The 18,173-nt window shown below is 63.2% G+C and carries 14 protein-coding genes, 2 tRNA genes and 1 pseudogene; 4 read left to right on the top strand and 13 right to left on the bottom strand.

Annotated features, from left to right (window positions below):
* Positions 1-19 precede the first annotated feature (19 nt).
* The 4 genes from ACSFC7_RS05000 to ACSFC7_RS04985 all read left to right on the top strand — a co-directional run bounded on the left by ACSFC7_RS05000 (position 20) and on the right by ACSFC7_RS04985 (position 3,297).
* Positions 20-92 (top strand) — tRNA-Asp (locus tag ACSFC7_RS05000).
* A gap of 309 nt (positions 93-401) precedes the next feature.
* A tRNA-Asp gene (locus ACSFC7_RS04995) sits at positions 402-474 on the top strand.
* Between the two features lie 205 nt (positions 475-679).
* Entirely contained in the window at positions 680-1,093 is a 414-nt protein-coding gene (locus ACSFC7_RS04990) for a group I intron-associated PD-(D/E)XK endonuclease (RefSeq protein WP_436346652.1), read from the top strand.
* A gap of 92 nt (positions 1,094-1,185) precedes the next feature.
* The gene (locus ACSFC7_RS04985; protein WP_436346651.1) at positions 1,186-3,297 is read left to right on the top strand and encodes a bacterio-opsin activator domain-containing protein; all 2,112 of its coding nucleotides are present in this window, start codon (positions 1,186-1,188) and stop codon (positions 3,295-3,297) included.
* 682 nt (positions 3,298-3,979) lie between these two features.
* Here the strand turns inward: ACSFC7_RS04985 and ACSFC7_RS04980 are convergent.
* The 13 genes and pseudogenes from ACSFC7_RS04980 to ACSFC7_RS04920 form a co-directional block, all read right to left on the bottom strand.
* Positions 3,980-4,729, bottom strand: coding sequence for a protein-L-isoaspartate O-methyltransferase family protein (locus tag ACSFC7_RS04980; RefSeq protein WP_436346650.1), 750 nt, complete (start codon positions 4,727-4,729; stop codon positions 3,980-3,982).
* Positions 4,730-4,793: 64 nt separating this feature from the next.
* Complete coding sequence (locus ACSFC7_RS04975; RefSeq protein ID WP_436346649.1) at positions 4,794-5,426, bottom strand: protein-L-isoaspartate(D-aspartate) O-methyltransferase; 633 nt, start codon at positions 5,424-5,426, stop codon at positions 4,794-4,796.
* A gap of 99 nt (positions 5,427-5,525) precedes the next feature.
* Positions 5,526-6,185: an HVO_0476 family zinc finger protein gene (locus ACSFC7_RS04970; RefSeq protein ID WP_436346648.1), complete on the bottom strand. Its 660-nt coding sequence runs from the start codon at positions 6,183-6,185 to the stop codon at positions 5,526-5,528.
* Between the two features lie 157 nt (positions 6,186-6,342).
* On the bottom strand, positions 6,343-7,386 hold the full coding sequence (locus tag ACSFC7_RS04965; protein WP_436346647.1) for a M23 family metallopeptidase: 1,044 nt from the start codon (positions 7,384-7,386) through the stop codon (positions 6,343-6,345).
* 123 nt (positions 7,387-7,509) lie between these two features.
* Positions 7,510-9,246: a hypothetical protein gene (locus ACSFC7_RS04960; RefSeq protein WP_436346646.1), complete on the bottom strand. Its 1,737-nt coding sequence runs from the start codon at positions 9,244-9,246 to the stop codon at positions 7,510-7,512.
* Positions 9,218-10,024, bottom strand: coding sequence for an ABC transporter ATP-binding protein (locus ACSFC7_RS04955; RefSeq protein WP_436346645.1), 807 nt, complete (start codon positions 10,022-10,024; stop codon positions 9,218-9,220). The genes ACSFC7_RS04960 and ACSFC7_RS04955 overlap by 29 nt, the downstream gene beginning before the upstream one ends.
* Before the next feature lie 171 nt (positions 10,025-10,195).
* Complete coding sequence (locus tag ACSFC7_RS04950; protein ID WP_436346644.1) at positions 10,196-11,116, bottom strand: DUF7351 domain-containing protein; 921 nt, start codon at positions 11,114-11,116, stop codon at positions 10,196-10,198.
* 258 nt (positions 11,117-11,374) lie between these two features.
* Positions 11,375-12,325 carry an aminopeptidase gene (locus tag ACSFC7_RS04945; protein WP_436346643.1) on the bottom strand — a complete coding sequence of 317 codons (951 nt, stop codon included), beginning with the start codon at positions 12,323-12,325 and terminating at the stop codon, positions 11,375-11,377.
* 198 nt (positions 12,326-12,523) lie between these two features.
* Positions 12,524-13,750: a hypothetical protein gene (locus ACSFC7_RS04940; RefSeq protein ID WP_436346642.1), complete on the bottom strand. Its 1,227-nt coding sequence runs from the start codon at positions 13,748-13,750 to the stop codon at positions 12,524-12,526.
* A gap of 1 nt (position 13,751) precedes the next feature.
* Complete coding sequence (locus ACSFC7_RS04935; RefSeq protein ID WP_436346641.1) at positions 13,752-15,026, bottom strand: hypothetical protein; 1,275 nt, start codon at positions 15,024-15,026, stop codon at positions 13,752-13,754.
* A gap of 296 nt (positions 15,027-15,322) precedes the next feature.
* A complete protein-coding gene (locus ACSFC7_RS04930; protein ID WP_436347907.1) occupies positions 15,323-16,603 on the bottom strand; it encodes a CARDB domain-containing protein in 1,281 nt (426 codons plus the stop codon).
* A 543-nt stretch (positions 16,604-17,146) separates the two neighbouring features.
* Positions 17,147-17,623 (bottom strand): annotated as a pseudogene (locus tag ACSFC7_RS04925) (ZmpA/ZmpB/ZmpC family metallo-endopeptidase-related protein); the annotation flags it as partial.
* A 9-nt stretch (positions 17,624-17,632) separates the two neighbouring features.
* On the bottom strand, positions 17,633-18,169 hold the full coding sequence (locus ACSFC7_RS04920; RefSeq protein ID WP_436346640.1) for a DUF7382 domain-containing protein: 537 nt from the start codon (positions 18,167-18,169) through the stop codon (positions 17,633-17,635).
* Positions 18,170-18,173 lie beyond the last annotated feature (4 nt).

Genomic DNA, 18,173 nt, shown 5'->3' with positions numbered 1-18,173 from the left:
AAATCAGGGGATGCAGGTTGCCCGGATGGTGTAGTGGCCCATCATACGACCCTGTCACGGTCGTGACGCGGGTTCAAATCCCGCTCCGGGCGCTTCTCTCGATTTCAACTCTGAGCGAGGAGCATCTGCAACGAGCGAAGCCAAAAAGGGATTTAAATCGAGGAGTGAAGCGAACGAAGTGAGCGACGTTTAGGTTTTTAGGGGCCGTCTCAAACGGTTTGAGGCCGACGGCTTGTCGCCGGCTCGTTAGTCCACAACAGACTCCTGAACTAGCTCTGTCGAGCAGAGCGCGTCGAAACAGATGCCGCCGATAGTATGTCTTCCCGGTGTGGTAATCTGATTGAGTGATCTTCGGAACACAACCCTTAATACTGTCACCGGGAAATCAGGGGATGCAGGTTGCCCGGATGGTGTAGTGGCCCATCATACGACCCTGTCACGGTCGTGACGCGGGTTCAAATCCCGCTCCGGGCGCTTCTCTCGAAATTCAAACTCGCGAGCAGCTAGTTCTTCGCGTTATAAACAATTGACTATCTGTAAACGAGACAATAGACACTATCAAACACAACGGAAGGCCATTCTTTCGAGCGAATGTAGAGACTTGGAGCACGGTTTTCGTACGAGTCGGTTACTCGAATTTATATAGGAATCCGAGTGAAGGCACGGGTGTGTCAATGCTGTGACGAACACGAAACAGACAGGTGACGAAACCGAGGCACGAATAATCGCCGCGCTAATCGAAGCGGGATACTCTACTGCCATTCCGTTTGGTGACAACGATAGATACGATCTCGTATTGGACACCGGTGACGAACTACTCCGTGTCCAGTGCAAAACGGGATGGATCGAAGACGATGTCATCCGATTCAAAACAGCCAGCAAGACCACTGTCGACGGCGTAGCAACGATGAATGATTACGACAGTACTATCGATGCCTTCGCAGTACGCTGCAAAAACACAGACGCACTCTACTGGGTTCCGGTTGAGGATGCGGGGAAGAAGAGTACGTATTTGCGGATAACGGAACCCGAAATCGATCATCCTAACGTCAAGATGGCCGAAACGTACCGTTTTGACGAGCGGCTTTCCTGACTGAAGAGCGACGGGACCAGATCGTCGAGAACACTAATCATTTAGTATCCGCACCATCTTCCAATCCATGACGGCTGCACCGACGCTCACCAATGACGAAACCGATCACCGTCCTCATCGTCGACAACGAACCGGGGTTTGCCGATCTGGCCGGCGAGATGGTCGAACGCGAACGCGACGCGATCGTCGCCGAAGCAGCGACGAACGCCGAGGAGGCACTCGAGGCCCTCGAAGAACGCGCGGTCGACTGTATCGTCAGCGATTACGAGATGCCGACGCTGACCGGACTCGAGTTGCTCGAGCGCGTCCGCGACACCGATCCGGATCTCCCGTTCATTCTCTTTACCGGCAGAGGTTCGGAGGAGATCGCCAGCGAAGCGATCGCCGCGGGCGTGACACAGTACCTCCAGAAGGAGTCCGGAAAGGAGCAGTACGCGCTGCTCGCGAACCAGATCACGAACGCCGTCTCCCAGTATCGGACCGAGACGGAGTTACGCGAGAGCGAGCGACGGTACGAACGAACGCTGACGACGTTACACGAGACGACGCGGGATCTGATGCGGGCGGGGACGAAACGCGAGATCTACCAGTCGGCGGTCGATACGGCAAGGGAGATCCTCGACGTGCCCGTCGCCGCGGCATACGCGTTCGAACCGACGAAGGGACTCCTCGAGCACGCGGCGTCGACCCGAGAGTCGCGGGAACTCGTCGACCCGGAGATGCAGTTCGAACAGGGTGAGGGCCACGTCTGGGACGTGTTTTCGGAGGGGGAGAGCGCCTACTACGAGGACGCGACGCGAGAGTCGGAGAGCGGGAAGGCCAAACCGCTGAGTCGAAGCGAGTTGATCGTCCCGCTCGGTACCCACGGCGTGTTGGTTGCGGGGACCGAGGACGTCGACGGCTTCGACGAGACGATGACGGAGTTGCTCCACATTCTGGCGGCGAACACCGAAGCGGCACTGGATCGGGCGGAACGCGAGCAGCTGCTCCGGGAGCACGATCGGACGCTGACCCGGCAGAACGAGGAACTGACGCGGCTCAACCACACGAACGAGATCGTCAGGGAGATCAACCACGGCGTCGCCCAGGCCTCGACGCGGACGGAGATCGAGACGACGGTCTGTGATCGACTGGCCGACACCGAACGCTACTGTTTCGCCTGGATCGCGTCGACCGACGACGATCCGCCCGAACCGACCGCCTGGGCCGGCGTCGACGCGGCCTTCATCGACCGGGTCCGAGACGATGGCGATCGAGCCCCGGAGCTCACACTGGTCGGGGAAACCCTCGAGACCGGGGGCGTCCAGATCGTCCGAAACGTCCTCGAGGCCGACGGCTGGGATCCGCGTCGGAAGGAGGCGCTGACTTACGGCTACCAGACGATACTCGCGGTCCCGCTCGCGGATACCGAACGCCAGTACGGCGTGTTACTCGTCCACGTCGCAGGCGTCGATTCGATCGGCGACAGCGAACGGGAGGTGCTCGGTGAACTCGGCGAGACGATCGGACACGCGATTCGATCGGTCGAACGGACGCGCGCGATGTTGACGGACAGTCGGCTCGAACTCGAACTCGCGATTCACGACTCGCGACTGTTACTGAACCGCGTCGCCGAGCGAGTCGACGGGGTGGTCGCCATCGAAGGGGTGATCTATCGGGACGACGAGGTCGTCGTGTTCGTCAGTGCACCGACGACGGCGGATCTCGCATCGTTGGATCAGTGGGCGTCGATAGACGCGCTCTCGGTCGTTTCCGAAGGCGACGACGAGGCGCTGTTCGAACTGACGGTCACCTCGTCACCGATTCTGGACATCCTGCGAACCTACGACGTCCACTTGCGGACTGCGACGGCCCGAAACGGGACGACGACCCTCGTTCTCGACGTCCCACAGCAGGTCGAGCCCCGGTCGCTGATCGAAGCGATCAGAGAGGGCTATCCGGAGACGGAACTCGAGGCGCGACGCGAGACGACCAGTATGCGCTCGGCGCGACAGCTCGATACGCATCTCGAGGAACGGCTCACGGCCAAGCAGTTCGAAGCGCTACAGGCGGCTCACTACAGCGGCTTCTTCGAGTGGCCGCGCGAGAGTACTGGGGAAGAACTCGCGGATGCCCTCGACGTGACTCCACCAACGTACCATTACCACTTGCGAGCGGCCGAGCGAAAGCTCGTGACGCTGGCGTTCGACGGGAAATCTAGTTAATTAGTACCAGTATCTTCCCCCCACTAACTGATTAGAAGGTATACTTACTTCCCATCAGTTCGTACGATAAACTGGCGATCTGCGATAGTCTATCGCCACCCCCAATCCCCCACCCCCCAACTTTCCCCCGAACTACTACTCCTGAGAGTCATCCACTACATACCGCGAGTGGTCGAATCGGCCTCACGCGTCGACGCATTCGGCGTCGATAGAAACCGGACCGAACGAACGACGAGTCCACGCAGCGACTGCATCCGGTCGGTTCGCAGAAACGGTTCGAACGATCGGCTGACCGCGCGAACCGAAATCACGGGTTACAGTCGATCGGTCGCCGAACCGATGCGGAGCGAAATTCACCGAACGGAGCGGATCGACAGTTAGCGGACTACTCGCTGCCGAATCGGTACGCTGTGAGCTGATATCTAATTATGTAGTACTCTCGATCGACCTTCCTCTAATTAATTAGGAAATATAGTTAACCCTCAGCCGACCATACCAATAATCGGCGATCTGCGATAGCCTGTCGCCACCCCCAATCCCCCCCCCACCCCCCACTTTTGCCTCGAAACTGGACGGCGAGCGCCCGCCGTATCCGCTCGACTCACCGGAAATCGCGATTAGTAGAGCGGGATCGTAGCAGCCGCAGAGCACTGGCGTGCCGGCTACAACCCGGTTCGTCCAGTCACTGAGAACCGACCGATTCCTCCCACTCGATCCACTCCTGCTCCCAGCCCCGGCGTGATTCGGACCGGCGCATCGCGTGTTCGCGGTCCTCGCGGGTCATTCGGTTGCGTTCGACGGCACCCGACTGTTCGCCCTCGACCAGCAGCGGATCGAACGAAACGGCCCCGAACGCCGTCCGCTCCCCGTCGGCCGAAACCGCTTCGAGACGCTGTCGCTGCGTCCCGCGTGGAAACACGAGTCGACCGTCCTCGGTCAGTTGCTCGAGCAACGCCCGCGGCGGGTCGACGGCGGCGGCCTCGAGCAGGATGCGATCGAACGGCGCGTACTCGGGGAGGCCGTCCGCTCCGTCGCGACGGTCGACGAGCACGCCGTCGTAGCCCGCTCGAGCGAGGTTCTGGCGGGCCTCGATGACGAGGGGGCGGGAGATATCGACGGCGTGGACGTTCGTCTCACCGACGATTTCGGCCGTCACGGCCGCCGTGTAGCCGACGCCGGCCCCGACGAGCAACACGTCGTGACCGTCCTCGAGATCGAGCGTTTGCAACAGCCGTGCGGCCGTCGTCGGTGCGAGAACGCGAGTCCCGAGGATCTCGTGCTCCCGGTCGGCGTAGGCGGATCGGTCGTCCTCGAGAAACTCGTGGCGGGGGACGTCGCGCATCGCGACGGCGACGGTCTCGTCGTGGAGGACGTCCTTGGCGTCGGACTCGAGGCCGTCGACCATATCTTCTCGCAGTACCGCGGGGTCCATACTCGGAGTATCGGTCGGTCGGTAATCAAAGACGCGCTTGCGCGACCCGGTGGGCAAGACGGCATTACTCGCCCCGCATCTCGACGAATCGAACGCCGCCGTGTTCGGTACGCTCGAGGGTCCCATCCTCGCGTCTCGTGGCTTCGACGAGGGTCTGAAACCCGGTGCCGATCGGTGCGAGGAGCTGACCGCCGGGACGGAGCTGCTCGACGACCGGATCGGGGAACGCCGGGGTCGCACACGTGAAATACGCGGCGTCGTACGGCGCGTGCTCGGGCCAGCCGTCCCGACCGTCACCCGTCCGGACCGAGACGTCGCCGTAGCCGATCGCTGCGAGTTGGTCGCGGGCTTGCTCGGCGAGGTCCGCACTGTACTCGACGCTGTAGACGTGCTCCGCGCCGACCATCGCTGCCGTCACCGCGGCGTGGTAGCCACAGCCGGTCCCGATCTCGAGGACCTCCGTTCCCGGCTCGAGGTCGAGCGTATCGGCCATCATCGCGACCATGTGGGGCGCGCTGATGGTCTGTCCGTCGCCGATCGGGAGCGGTCGGTCCTCGTAGGCGCTGGTCCGCCGATTCGGTGGGACGAAGGCGTGCCGGGGGACGGACTCGAGGGCCTCGAGGACGCGGTCGTCGTCGACGCGCGAGGCGACGGTCCGAACCATGCGCTCGCGGGCGGCCTCGTAGTTATCAGACATGGGTACCGTGTGCTAGTGTCTCGCGAGCAAGAGGATTTCGTGGCGAGTGCTGGGGCGGATCGAGAGCCGAACGAATCCGCGGTCTCGAAACCGCCGGCGCTACCAGGCGGACCAGGCGCTGGTCTGTTCGTCGTAGGCGTAGACCCGTTTCGCGTCCTTCGCGAGGATCGTATCGCCGCGCTCCTCGTATCGATCTCGGTGGTAGCCCGAGGAATCCTTGCGGACGACGAACGCGTCGATCTCGAACTCGTCGTCGCCGAACTCCTCCGTCTCGCCGACGGTGAACTCGTAGTCGCCGGGAACGTGAACCGTGATGCTTCGACTGTCGTTTCGCGAGCCGTCCTGCGGGTGGACGGTGACGTTGACGGCGACGTTGTCGACCTCGCGGGTCCAGACGGTCTCGACGTCGTCGACGACGGCCTCCTCCCTGCGCTTCTGGCCGTCGAGTTCGAGACTCGTGACGCGAACCGTCGAGAGGACCTCGTCCGTTTCGAGGATGAACTCGTCGCCGGTCTCGATGGTCTCGCCTTCGGGTGTCGTGACGTTCGCCGTGAAGGACTCGCCCTCCTGAGAGACGACGACGTCGAGGGTGACTTCGCTCTCCTGTTCGGGCTGGATCTTGTGGACGTGGCTGCACTCGCTACAGCGGACGGTCACGGTCCCGCCGCCTTCCGTCACCGTCAGGACCTCGTGGACCGTCTCGAGATCCGGCGAACAGGACGGGCAGGTAGTCGGAACCCGGTCCGGAATATCGTTCATAACACGTCGTAGACGCCGCGCACCTAAAAGCGAACTGAACTTCGGGCTGGCGTCCAGCGGGATGGTCTCGAGTCACACGTCGGTGTGCTCGAGTACCGACTCGGACTGTCCGAGTGCCAACCTGAACCGGTCACCGGCAGTCGGCACGAGTACAGAATCATCGACTGTCCATCACGCGCTGGCCCGCGTGGACGTACGTCTCGTCGTGGCGTTCCGCCCCAGTTCGCGGATGGTCGGTCTCGACGTGCCGGAATCGAACCGGCAGTCCGGCCCCGAGGAAGAAGTTCGGGTGGTCCTGGACGTGAAAGTGGAGGTGAGGTTCCGTCGAGTTGCCGGAGTTCCCACAGCGGGCGATCCGTTGGCCGCGCTCGACTCGGTCCCCCGGTTCGACCCGCACGCTTCCGCACTCTAAGTGGGCCAGCACGCTGTACTCGTCGTTGGCGTGTCGGATCACGACGTTGTTACCCAGAATGCTCCGCTGGAGCGGATCCAGCCAGCCGTCGGTGCGATGGTAGTCCCGGTGATCGTTCCGAGTGCTCACGACGACGCCGTCCGCGGGCGCGAGGATCGGGTCGCCGAAGCAGTGGTACGCCTCGGGCGGGCCGCGCTCGCCCTCGTGCGTTCGGCCGTCGTCGTCGGTGATCACGAAGTCGTAGGCGTATCGCTGGGTGAGGATCCCCCACGAGTGAGAGTAGTCGCGATCCGGACTGCCGTTGACGACGGTCCACGTTCCGTCGAAGGGCAGTCGATAGTCGACATCGCTCTCGAACGACGCTGGCGAGGGCGGACTCCCGCGGTACCGTGCGAGGATGGGAATGTGGCCGGCCATCTGCAGTATCCCCGTGACGAAGAGGATCGGCTGAAACTGGAGGGCCAGCATGGCGACGAGCGCGCGGATGTTGGTGTCCCGGTCACCCATGTCGATCCAGTCCGTCGGCACAATCTCGTCCGCATCGTCGTCGGTCCCCAATCCGAGAACCGTTCCGACGATGGCGACGACCAGCGGCCACAGCCCGGCGAGAAAGAACAGCGCGAACAGTTGGAGCCTCGCGAGCGAGTCGAACAGATAGCCGGGAATCGAGAGAAATCCCAGCAGGAATACGTACATCGGGTCGGGAAACCGGCGACGGATCGCCGACAGTCGCCCCGACTCGGTTTCGGTCTCGGCCTCCCTCGGACCGATCGGATGGTGGACTGTCATACTCTCTCGAATGTGCGTCGGAACGGATCAACGTTTGGCGAAGGTATTTTCTATAAACAGAGTGCCATTATCCATCAGATGGGCGATTCGAGGTGACTCGAGACCGCTCCCGTCCGTCCACCGTCAGTCCAGTCGGTACGTACCGAGCCGACTCACGGCCAGACGGTAGGCGATCGGAACGGCGACGACGGCGGCGCCGACGAGCGCCCACGAGACGGTGACCAGGGTATCGGTGCTCACCGTTGTTCCCCACGAGAGCCACGCCGAGAGCACGAGTGCACCGATTTCGAGGGCCTGCTCGTCGGCGACGAACGCCGCGGCGACGACCGCGAGCGAGAGCCCGACCGAGAAGACGCCGTAGGCGACCTTGCTCGGCGGAACGGCCCGCGTCGAGTCGGCGAAGTCGATCGCCGTGAATCGGGGGAACACCGACCCGATACCGACCGCCAGCACGGCTCCGACGGCGACGGCCGCGACGCTCGCGACCGCGAGGGCGACGAGTTCGGATTGGGGGCGACCGGCGAGGTATCCAGCGCCGACGGCGAGCGCCGCAGTCAGCGGTGCGATCGGCACTGTGGCGGCGACGACGTGGCCGTGCACCACGTGGCGGCCGTCGGCGGGGGCCGTCAGCAGCGACGGCAGCGTCGCACCCTGATTGCCGAGCGGGTTCAGCGGAACGAGAACGCCGCCGGCCCAGGCACCGTACCAAACCACGAACCAGGGCACGTACCAGGGGAGCGTGCCGGCGGACGACAGCTGCTCGATCACCGGGATCGCGAACACGAGCGGGAACGCGACGAAGACTAGTTGGTGGGGCGCTCGAACCGCCCGCAACAGCGTCGTGCTGGCGATGCCGCGCGTGGCCGGCGCTCGGCAGAGTGACTCGAGAACCGCGTCGATCCGATGGGCGGGTGCGGAGACGGCGACGTCGTCCGCCTTCTCGTCGTGGTGCTGTCGATCCGCCATCCACGCGTAGCGCGCCGGGTGCGGAGCGAGAAGCGCCCCGACGGCGACGATACCGGCGGCGAGAACGATCACGGCGACCGCTCCAAGCGCGCCGACGTCTGCGCCGGGCGTGGTCACCAGCGCGAAATCCGTCAGCCACGCCAGCGGCGGCGCGTGGAGCAGCGGCTCGAGGGCGTCGACGAGGTCGATCCAGCGACCGGAGAACGCGAGCCCGAAGTAGGCGACGGTGAGCACCAGGCCGACGATCGACTTGTACCGGGACAGCGTGGGCGACCGACGAACGAGTCCCTTGATCGCCAGTCCGATCGGATAGCCGACCACGACGGCGGTCACGAGCACGAGGAGAGCGGCCGCGACGATGCCGACGGCCGGGAGCGCCGAGTCGGCGCCGAGAGCCAGCCCCAGTGCAGCGCCGCCCGCCGGCGGGAGGACGTACAGCGAGAACTTGCCGATCGCCGCGATCAGGTGTCCACCGACGACGTCCGCGACCGGCCGAATCGTCAGGTAGTGGCCGTCGTTCGGGAGATCGCTCTCCGTGCTGAGTCCGGACCACGCCGAGATGACGACCGCGAACAGCCAGGTGACGCTCCAGGCGAGGCCGACCCACGACGGGACCGGTTCGCCGGCGCCGAGTGCCGCCCCGACGTCCCGGAAGGCATCGAACGCGAGCCACGTGATGAACAGAAACGCGGCCGCGACGCCGATCCCGAACAGGATCCAGAAGTCCTGCACCCAGAGCCAGCGGTAGCCGCGCCGGAGTTCGACGCGGGCGAGTTCGACACTTGTGGCCGGCGACGGGAACCGACCGTTGCGGCCGAAATCGGCGCGCCGGCTCGAGTCGTCCCCGCGCTCGTCCCGCGCGGCGCTACGCGTCGAGTGAGTCTCGCTGGACATGGTCCTCCCCCTCGTCTCCGTCTTCGAACCGGTCGCGGACGTCGTCGGTCTCCGTGATCGCCAGAAACGCGGTCTCGAGGTCGGTCGTCTCGCCGTCCTCTGCCGCCGCTTTCAGCTCGTCGGGCGGGCCTTCGGCGACCAGACGGCCGTCGTCGATCACGCCGATCGCGTCCGCGAGTTCGTCGACGACCGGGAGGACGTGCGTCGAGAGGAAGACGGTCATCTCCCGGGTCGCCAGTTCGGCGATCACGTCCCGAACTGTCCTGGCCGCACGCGAGTCGAGTCCGCTGGTCGGCTCGTCGAGCAACACGACCTCGGGCTCGTGTAACACCGTTCCGATGATCCCGATCTTCTTGGTCATCCCCGTCGAGTACCCCGAGATTCGTCGATCGGCATCCTCGAGGAGGTCGAAGCGCTCGAGCAGCCGTTCGATCCGCTCGTCTCCCCGGTCGTCGGCGATACCGTGGAGGCGGGCGACGTGGCGAAGCTGTTCCCAGCCCGTGAGTTCGTCGAACACCGGCGGGTCGGCGGGGAGATAGCCGATTCGCTCGGTGATCGCCGGTCGGTCCGTGATCGACGCGCCGGCGACCCGTGCGGTTCCCGCGGACGGCTCGGTCAGCGTGGTGAGCATCCGCATCGTCGTCGTCTTGCCGGCCCCGTTCGGTCCGAGAAAGCCGTAAATCGATCCTTCGGGTATCGACAGCGTCAGGTCGTCGACCGCGAGGTCGTCGCCGTACCGTTTCGTCAGTCCGTCGGTCTCGATCGCCGGCGTCGTCACGGCCCGCACACCCCCGTACGAGCAGTCGACCGCGCCCTCGGGCGTCGACCCCGAGCAGGCACGTCACCCATCGATCGGTCGGTCGCAATCATTAGCGTACCATCAGTTGGACCCGGGAATAAAGGTTTGGAGAAGACGATTTCTATGACAGTTCTGTCACGTTATCGCGGCTCAGCCCGCGTTCGCCGGACAGTCGAGATCGACGACGCGAGCCGATTCGTCGACCGTCGCTTCGACGTCTGTCTCTCCGATCGTGACCGACAGTCGAACTCGGAGCGGGCTCTCTTCGAGGATCGTGATCTCGGTTCGGTCGACGACCTCGAGCTCCCACCAGTACTGGCCGCTGATCGGCCGGCCCTGCTGGTGATACAGCGACTCGATCTCGGGGTGTCCGAGCAAGACGAAGCCGACCGGGGCTTCCCAGGTGGCAGCACAGGCCCCACACCGGGCGAAAAACCGGACCGATCGATCGCCGCCGTCGGTTTCGACGGTTCGGACTGTCGGCTCGACACCGGAGTAACACTCCGAACAGGTCCCGTCGGCGACCAACTCGTGAGACTGCACGGCCAGCGTCGTCGCCAGTTCGACCAGTTCCTCGAGCGAGTTCCCGATCGCAGCGTTCGGTGGCACCGACCAGTAAAACAGCGGGTGATCGTTCTCGCAGGTAACCTCGAGGATGCCGTCCCGGTAGCTCGCACGGGCGACCGTCCCACAATGACTGCAGGTGCTGTCGAGGGTGATCGGTCCGAGTCGCGACCGACCGGTGTAGGTGCCGGCGATGATCGCGTCGATCACCTTCGAGCCGGCGTACGTGAGCCGATACCCTTCGTCGCACTTCTCGACGAACGTTCCCCGAAGCTGCTCGAGGTGGTACCGAAACTGCCCCGAATCCCTGAGCCCGACGGCCTTTCGGAGCGTCGAGAACGCGGCCGCCGACTCGTTCGGGTTCGCCAGATAGTGCTCGCGGAACGCCTGCAGGATCGCGACGCGCGTCGAATTCCCGAGCGCGGCGAACGCGTCTGCGGGATCGACATCCTCGACGGCATGACTTTCGGCTCCGTCTCCGCTCGCTGTAGTTTCAGCGTCGTCCATTCGACCTGAGCTAACGGACGGACTCGAGTGCCTTTACCGTTGGACTTCCGCGTCGATCCGGTGACCCGGTCGATCTACGGTCCTGGACGTTACCGAGTGCGACTCTCGTCGGTCACTCGACGCGCGGAAGTGAAATTGCCGCGCCTGCTCGCGGTTTCACCGCTCGCTTTTCGGGAGGTCTACGACCTCCCCTGCTCACGGCTCGTCGCCGTTCGCTACTGGAAGTCTAACGACTTCCCTGTTCGCGGCTTTCGCCGCTCACTCTGCCCGCGGAAGTTTCACTTCCGCGTCGTCCGCATACACCGTCGGCTCCCGCAAGATTCCGTCGAGGTGGATCGGGGCCTCCGTCTCGCCGCCGATTCCCGCGTTGTCGCCGATAGCGATGTGGACGGTCCCGGCGGCTTTCTCGTCCAGCAGGACCGAACCGACGAGTTCGGTGACCGCCACGTTCGTTCCGATTCCCAGCTCCGCGAGGTTGTAGGCGGCGTCACCGACGTCCTCCGCTGCGCCCTCGACCGTCCCGCGAATCTCGTCGTCCGAAATGTGCGTGACGAGTCCGTCTTCGACCTCGAACGTCAACTGGTGGCCGTCCTCGAGCAACCCGTGGGGACGCATCGTGCCGTCGACGACGAACGTTCCGGTCGCGGTTTCCGGACTGACGAACACCTCGCCGGCCGGCAGGTTCGACATCACGCCGGACTCGTGGACGATACCGGTGTCAGCGAGCCACTCCCGGTCGCCGATCCCGAAGGCGATATCGGTGCCGGCCGGCGTCGTGACACGGACCTGGTCCGCGTCGGCGACCTGCTCGAGCACGTCATCGCAGTGGGCCGCGATGGACTCGTAGTCGGCGTCCAGTCCCGTCGTGAAGACGTCCTCGGTGATCCCCGGAAGCGTCGCGACGCGAGCGCCTGCCTCGTTGGCCTCGGTTCGAGCGCGGGTGTGACTCAGGCTCTTCGTCGTCGGTGCGAGTACGACGTCAGCACCGGCCATCGCCGCAGCAACGGGCGCAGGCGGCTCGCTACCGTGGGTCTCACCCGGCGGATAGCGAACGATGACCGCATCGTCGGTCACCTCGCTGGCGACCTCGTACAGTACGTTGCCGATCGGCTCGCGGTTGTCGTCGGTGACGATCGCACAGGATTCGCTGCTCTCGAGAGCCAGACACTGTCGAACGGCCGTCTCGGCGGCGGCACGGAGTTCGGACATAGGTGTATATGTACGCAACTGCCCCGAAAGCTGTTGGCTTTACCGGCCGCCGCTCCGGCGACACCGCTTTCAGGGAGGAGTTCGACAGCTCACGGAACGTGTGGCGACGGCGACGCTTGAAAACGGTTCTTCGACGAATCAACGAACGAGGCGATCAGGCAGCCGCTCCCGGGGGGCGCAATCACGTTACTCCACTGTCTATGGCTGTTCGGTTCGCGTGTCCGGTGCTATCGATGGCCCGAGACCCGTTGCGAGTTCCCTAAGTTCGGCCGGCGTCCCGAAGACGTAAATCGTATCACCGGCAGCCAACGGCTCCTTGTCCGCTGGCACAGTCAGGACTTCGTCGTCCCGGTCGATCGCGAGGACGGTTCCGGGGACCCACCCTGCAAACTCGCTCTCAAGTGGACCGCCATCTTCGACGGTGATCGCTACAACCGTTTCGTCGGCAGCCCGAATCGCGGAGACGAGCGCGTGTCCATCGCTCGGCGTCTCCGGCCGCGTCGTCAGCTGGTAGCGGCCGTCCGGCTCGAAGGCGTCCACGTCGTCCGCGTCGACGACCACCGTCGTGATCGGCCCGGCACTCGCCCGTAGCGTTCCGGTCGTGACGAGCCGACTCGAGCCCTCGTCGGCCGTCCAGACTTCGATCGGATCACCAGCACTCGCTCTCGGCGACGGATCACCGGCTATCGCGACGGCGACCTGGTCCGGCCCCAGCGTGGGACTCACACCGGTCTGTCGATCACCGACTGCGATCGTCGCCACGGCACCCTCCTCGGAGAGATCTGCGCGAACGTAGCCGACGTCGTAATCCGACTCGATCCGAGACTCCAGTCTGGACCGACGCTCCGGAACTGACAGCCCACTCGGGAGGAGGAACTCCCGGTCCGCAAGCTCCTGCTTGCGTTCGTCGTCGACGGATGGATAGCCCTCGGCGTCGTCGATCGACCCGGGCAACGACACGACGATGGCGAGACCGGCCGACTGGACGAGGTCTGCGACCGGGCCGCTGGCCTCGATCGCCGTAATCTCGTAGACACCACACGCGAGGTGGTCGCCGAGTCGATGACCACCGACCGCGGCGACGCACCCGACGAACAACACCCCGAAGAGGAACGTCCCGGAGGTGTAGTGAACCAGCGGCGAGTCGACGATAACTTCACCGTGACGAAGCGCCTCCGCGGTGAGCCAGCCCGACGGCAGTGCGAGTCCGACGAGGACGGCCGGTCCGATCGGGAGTTCGCGAACGGTCAATGCTCGATAGCCGAACGCGACCGCGAGCGCGCCGATACCTGCCAGCAATCCGTAGCCGAGAATACCGAGCAGCGCGGCTCGCGTCCACTCTATCGTCGTGGTACCACCGAACTCCGCGCCTGTTTGTAGTGGGTGTGTCGCGGTGACTGACTCGAGTGCGATTGCGATCGACATCTCAGTGGCTCACCTCGAGAGCCGCCGGTTCCTGTTCGTCTGGTTCGGGTCCGAAGACCACTGCATCGGGACCGAGAAGGAACGCCTCGGTTCCGGTCGCGAGGGCGTCCGAATCGGGCTCGAACTGCCACTCGTACTCGGCCGCCCGGTCGCCGTCGTTGGCGTCGGCGTTTCGGACCGCGAAGACGTCGAGATCGATTTCATCGTCGGAAACAGCGCCCAGTACTGCGTCGGTCACCGTTACCTGCCGAATCGCCGTACCGTTCCGCTCGAGTAACGACATCGCGTCGAACTCGTGGGTAGTGCCACACGGCCTGACGACGATTCGGGCTCGCTCGGCCTCGAGAAGCACGTCCGCATCGGTCGTCGGGACGGCGACAGTCACGTATCCGTCGCCACCACTCGCCACGGCGTCGGACACGAGTGTACCACTGCCACCTGCCGATCGGTCGTCGCTCGAGGTGTCGTCGGGTGCAGCCGAGTTCGTACTGGTGTGGCCGCCATCGACAACCGCGTCGGCAGTCGCGCTGAGCACCGTCCCGGAAACGGTCGCCGAGTCAGTGACAACGAGGACGTCGTCGCCCGGTGCTAGTCCCGTCGGGAGGAGTGCACGAATCGAAACGGCACGCCACCCGTCGGGTACCTGCTTTGCGACGCCGTTCGCCGGCGGGGCGGCAGCGATCGTCGCCCGGCCGCGGCCATCGACGGAGACGGAGATGGCCTCCAGGTCGTAGCTCGTCCGCAGTCGATCTTCGAGGCGCGTCTCGAGTTCCGAGAGCGGACAATCCGCCGGGAGTCGCCAGGAACCGTCCTCGAGTGCGGCCCGGAGCCCCGGGCCCAGCGGCGGGTACCCCTCGAACTCGCGGACGCCGCCGCTCAAGCGGATCGTCACCTGCCCCATCGCGTCGACTGCGTCGATCGCGTCCGCCGCGAGCGGTTGCGTTCGTTCGATCGAGCCGGCGGTGGTACGCGGGAGGTCGGCAGCGAGCTGGACCCCCCAACTCGTCGCGTACAGTCCGAGGACGAAGCCGAGTCCCGTGCCGAGGAGCAGCCCGGGTTGGACCGTGCTCAGGTCGACGACAGCCGCACCGTACAATCCGGCGCCGGTGATCACGATGGTCGCCACACCACCCACGGCCGGCGGGACCGTCTCGTCGCCGACGTAGCTGATCAGGAAGCTGACACAGCCGACGACTGCTGCGAAGACCGTACCGAACAGGAGGGCGAACGAGACACCCGTGAGAATCTCGACGGGCGTTACGAACAGTGGGATCATCGCCACCCCTCACGTCGATAGCGGGAGCGCTGTTCACCCGCTCTCGAGTTTGCATTCGTCGTCCCGCTACGCTCGATACCGACCCCGAAAATCGTGGGCCGAACAGTCCCCTCCGCTCCATCGCTGGCCCACCAGGTGATCGTGGATCGCAACGAACGGGCTGTCGGTCCACCTCGAGTGTTGCTCAGCGGACTGGTCCCCATCCCGCTCCGGAAGTTCGTCTGATTCGTTGTTCGACAAATCATGTTCGGTTGTTGGTTGTTGCAGTTGAAATCACGGCGTAAGCAAACCGACCGCTATCCACGTCGTCGCAGCGTCGTAAGCGCTACCGCGATCGCGAGGGCAGCAGTCGCAACGGCCGCCCCGAAACCGGGGAGGCCGTCCGAACCGTCCGAGTCGGCCGCACCGTCGTCATCGGCCGCTTCCGAGACTGTGACCGTGGCGGTCGTCTCGTCGTCAGCGGTCGCGACCGTGTACTCGTACTCGCCCGCCGCGTCCGCAGTGACCGGCAGTGAGATAGTCTCGCTCGAGTCGGTCTCGAGTGTCAGTTCCTCGGTTGCGATCTCGCTGTCGTTGGACGAAACGGCCACCGACTGTGTCCCCTCGACGCCGCCGGTGTTCTCGACCGTCACTGAGAGGTCGAACTCCTCACCGGGTTCGATATCCTCGGGTGTCTCGACGTCAGCGACGTCGAACGACGGTGGCTCAGTGACCTGACTCGTCCCCTCGAGCGTCTCGTCGTCGACCGTCACCGCGTGCATGATGGTGAGTCCGGTATCGACGTCGGTCTCATGACCGAGGATTGCGGTCGAACCGTCGGGATCTACTGCGATCGGCTCCATGATGGCAGTCTGGCCCTCGAGTTCGTACTCGACGGTACCGATCACCGTCTCGTCGGCCGCGTTCTCGAGGTCGACCGTAAACTCGTAGGGAGCCCCGGAACCGACCTGCTCCGGGACCGAAAGATCCGCGAGCGAGATCGTTCCGGACTCGACGACGTCGATCGAACCGAGATCGATATCGTCGACCGAGACGTCGTACTCGGTGCCGACGTGGCCGTCCGGCGTCCACTCGAAGCCGATGTCGGTCTCCTCGTCGGCCTCGAGCGAGACGGACTGCGTGTCGACGACCTCGCCGTCGACGATCAGTTCGGCGGTGTGACTGCCCGGCCCACCGTCGTTCTCGTAGGTAGCCGTGGCAGTCAGTGGGCTGTCTTCGACGACGGCGTCTCCATCGAGATTCGTGCTCTCGAGTTCGATGTTCGGTGGTTCGACGACCTCGAGTTCGGCACTGTCGCTCTGACCGGCGACGGTCGCGGTGATCTCGGTGGTTCCCTGCTGGTTGGTGTCGACGACACCGCTATCCACGTCGACGATACCGCCGGCGTCGTAGTCGGCGACTTCGGAGGCGGTGACCGTCGAGTCGTCGTCTAAGGTGAGTGTGACGGTGACGTCCGTTTGCTGACCTTCGCCGACGGTCGAATCGTCGAGGGAGACCGAGACGTCTTGGACTTGCCACTCGAGGATTGGGTACTCGTCAGTGAGTGTCCAGAAGTTGTCGAAGTCGAGCATATCCATTGTGTCCTCGGAAGCCGCCCCAGTCATCTCATCAGTCCGTAGTCCTGTTCCAGCGCCGCCACCCGACTTCCCGACTTGTTGTCCAGTGGTTTCAGTGTTCCAATACGAATCTACTACCTGTCCCTCATCGTGTCGGCCGTTTCGGCCAACCAATCCGCCAGATTCGCGATCGCCGCTAGCAACAGTTCCTATTGCAAAGGCATCACTAACCGTCCCTCTGTTAAACGCAACTATTCCTCCTGACATACCGATCCGCTCACCGGTCACGTCACCCGTTGCATACGATTGACGAACATCACTTTCTTCACCAATAGAGCCAACTAATCCGCCTCCGTAATTGGAATCCCCATTAATGGTAACATCACCCGTCGAATAGGACTCAGTCACCGAGTCTCCGTACACAATTCCGATTAAACCACCAATACCAGTTTTACCAGTCACATCCACGTCAGCGGAGGATCGTTCGATTCGTGCATCTCCATCTGTGGATCCAGCAACGCCACCAGTACTCCAATCCTCACCATTAACGACGCCAGACACTGAGACATCTTTAATAACACCTGTCGTCTCACCAGCCAACCCACCAACTCGTCTATCACCTCCGCGAACATCGACATTTTCTAGATTAAGGTTTTCGATCGTTCCTGAACTCTGACCGAACAACCCGACATTCCGCTGCCCTGCTCGATCGATGGTAAGATCACTGATCGTGTATCCTTGTCCGTCGAATGTTCCTGCAAACGGAGATTCACTATCCTCACCAATCGGTTCGAATCCAGCGCCTGCGTCCCATGTCTCGGTATCACTTGCATCGATATCGTCTCCGAGGACATAGTTAGCTTCAAGATCCTCGTTCACCGCCTGTAGTTCCTCGATATCGGTGATTACGTACGGATCATCCTCGGTTCCCTCACCTTCGATTTCCTGAAAGGCAGGCCCATGAGCGATAGCGGATCCTGTAAACACTAATAATACAGATATGGCTACCGTTAGAACTGGGATTAAAGTCCTCTTATTCATTTTATGTTATTAATTTCTATCCTGAACAACGATTATCTCTGAATTCGGTTGCTCATCAATATAGCTGCTATCCGAAGGAGGTACCACATCAACTTCGAGTGTCCCTTTGTCTTGATCAGCACGAAGTCCGTGTTCAGTAACACCAGAAAATTCGGCTATGTGCTCTTCACCAGAGGCACTAGTATCTTGATCCAGCGTACCTTCAAGCTGAGCTGATCCTGACGAGATAAGAACGGTAGCCTCCTCTACGTAGTTACCATCCTCATCAATGACTTCGATAACAATTTTTTCTGTTTCATCATTTTCGATTACTTGTCCCTCTTTTATTTCAACATCCACCTCAGTATCGCCAACAGATCCAATTGTTCCGAGCATATTCAACATCAACGCCAACGCCGCTACACCGACGACCAGCGCAATCACGAGTCGAATCGGCAACCCCTCGATTGCACGATCGTCTCGAGCGAACGACGACCGAGAACGGTTCGACCGATCGGAAGAAGCCGACCCGTCGGAGCGGTCCGACAACAGGTTGTCCGGAAGCATACCC

This window comes from Natronorubrum halobium (genome assembly GCF_051351675.1).
Lineage (GTDB): Archaea > Halobacteriota > Halobacteria > Halobacteriales > Natrialbaceae > Natronorubrum.
The sequence above is the reverse complement of the archived record's forward strand: the minus strand, read 5'-3'. Positions and strand labels throughout refer to the sequence as shown.

Bases quoted from the DNA above. Each gene is read 5' to 3' on its own strand.
- ACSFC7_RS04920 (WP_436346640.1), bottom strand. From the start codon at position 18,169: ATGCTTCCGGACAACCTGTTGTCGGACCGCTCCGACGGGTCGGCTTCT.
- ACSFC7_RS04930 (WP_436347907.1), bottom strand. From the start codon at position 16,603: ATGGATATGCTCGACTTCGACAACTTCTGGACACTCACTGACGAGTAC.
- ACSFC7_RS04950 (WP_436346644.1), bottom strand. From the start codon at position 11,116: ATGGACGACGCTGAAACTACAGCGAGCGGAGACGGAGCCGAAAGTCAT.
- ACSFC7_RS04970 (WP_436346648.1), bottom strand. From the start codon at position 6,185: ATGAACGATATTCCGGACCGGGTTCCGACTACCTGCCCGTCCTGTTCG.
- ACSFC7_RS04960 (WP_436346646.1), bottom strand. From the start codon at position 9,246: ATGTCCAGCGAGACTCACTCGACGCGTAGCGCCGCGCGGGACGAGCGC.
- ACSFC7_RS04935 (WP_436346641.1), bottom strand. From the start codon at position 15,026: ATGATCCCACTGTTCGTAACGCCCGTCGAGATTCTCACGGGTGTCTCG.
- ACSFC7_RS04945 (WP_436346643.1), bottom strand. From the start codon at position 12,325: ATGTCCGAACTCCGTGCCGCCGCCGAGACGGCCGTTCGACAGTGTCTG.
- ACSFC7_RS04980 (WP_436346650.1), bottom strand. From the start codon at position 4,729: ATGGACCCCGCGGTACTGCGAGAAGATATGGTCGACGGCCTCGAGTCC.
- ACSFC7_RS04975 (WP_436346649.1), bottom strand. From the start codon at position 5,426: ATGTCTGATAACTACGAGGCCGCCCGCGAGCGCATGGTTCGGACCGTC.
- ACSFC7_RS04940 (WP_436346642.1), bottom strand. From the start codon at position 13,750: ATGTCGATCGCAATCGCACTCGAGTCAGTCACCGCGACACACCCACTA.
- ACSFC7_RS04985 (WP_436346651.1), top strand. From the start codon at position 1,186: ATGACGAAACCGATCACCGTCCTCATCGTCGACAACGAACCGGGGTTT.
- ACSFC7_RS04965 (WP_436346647.1), bottom strand. From the start codon at position 7,386: ATGACAGTCCACCATCCGATCGGTCCGAGGGAGGCCGAGACCGAAACC.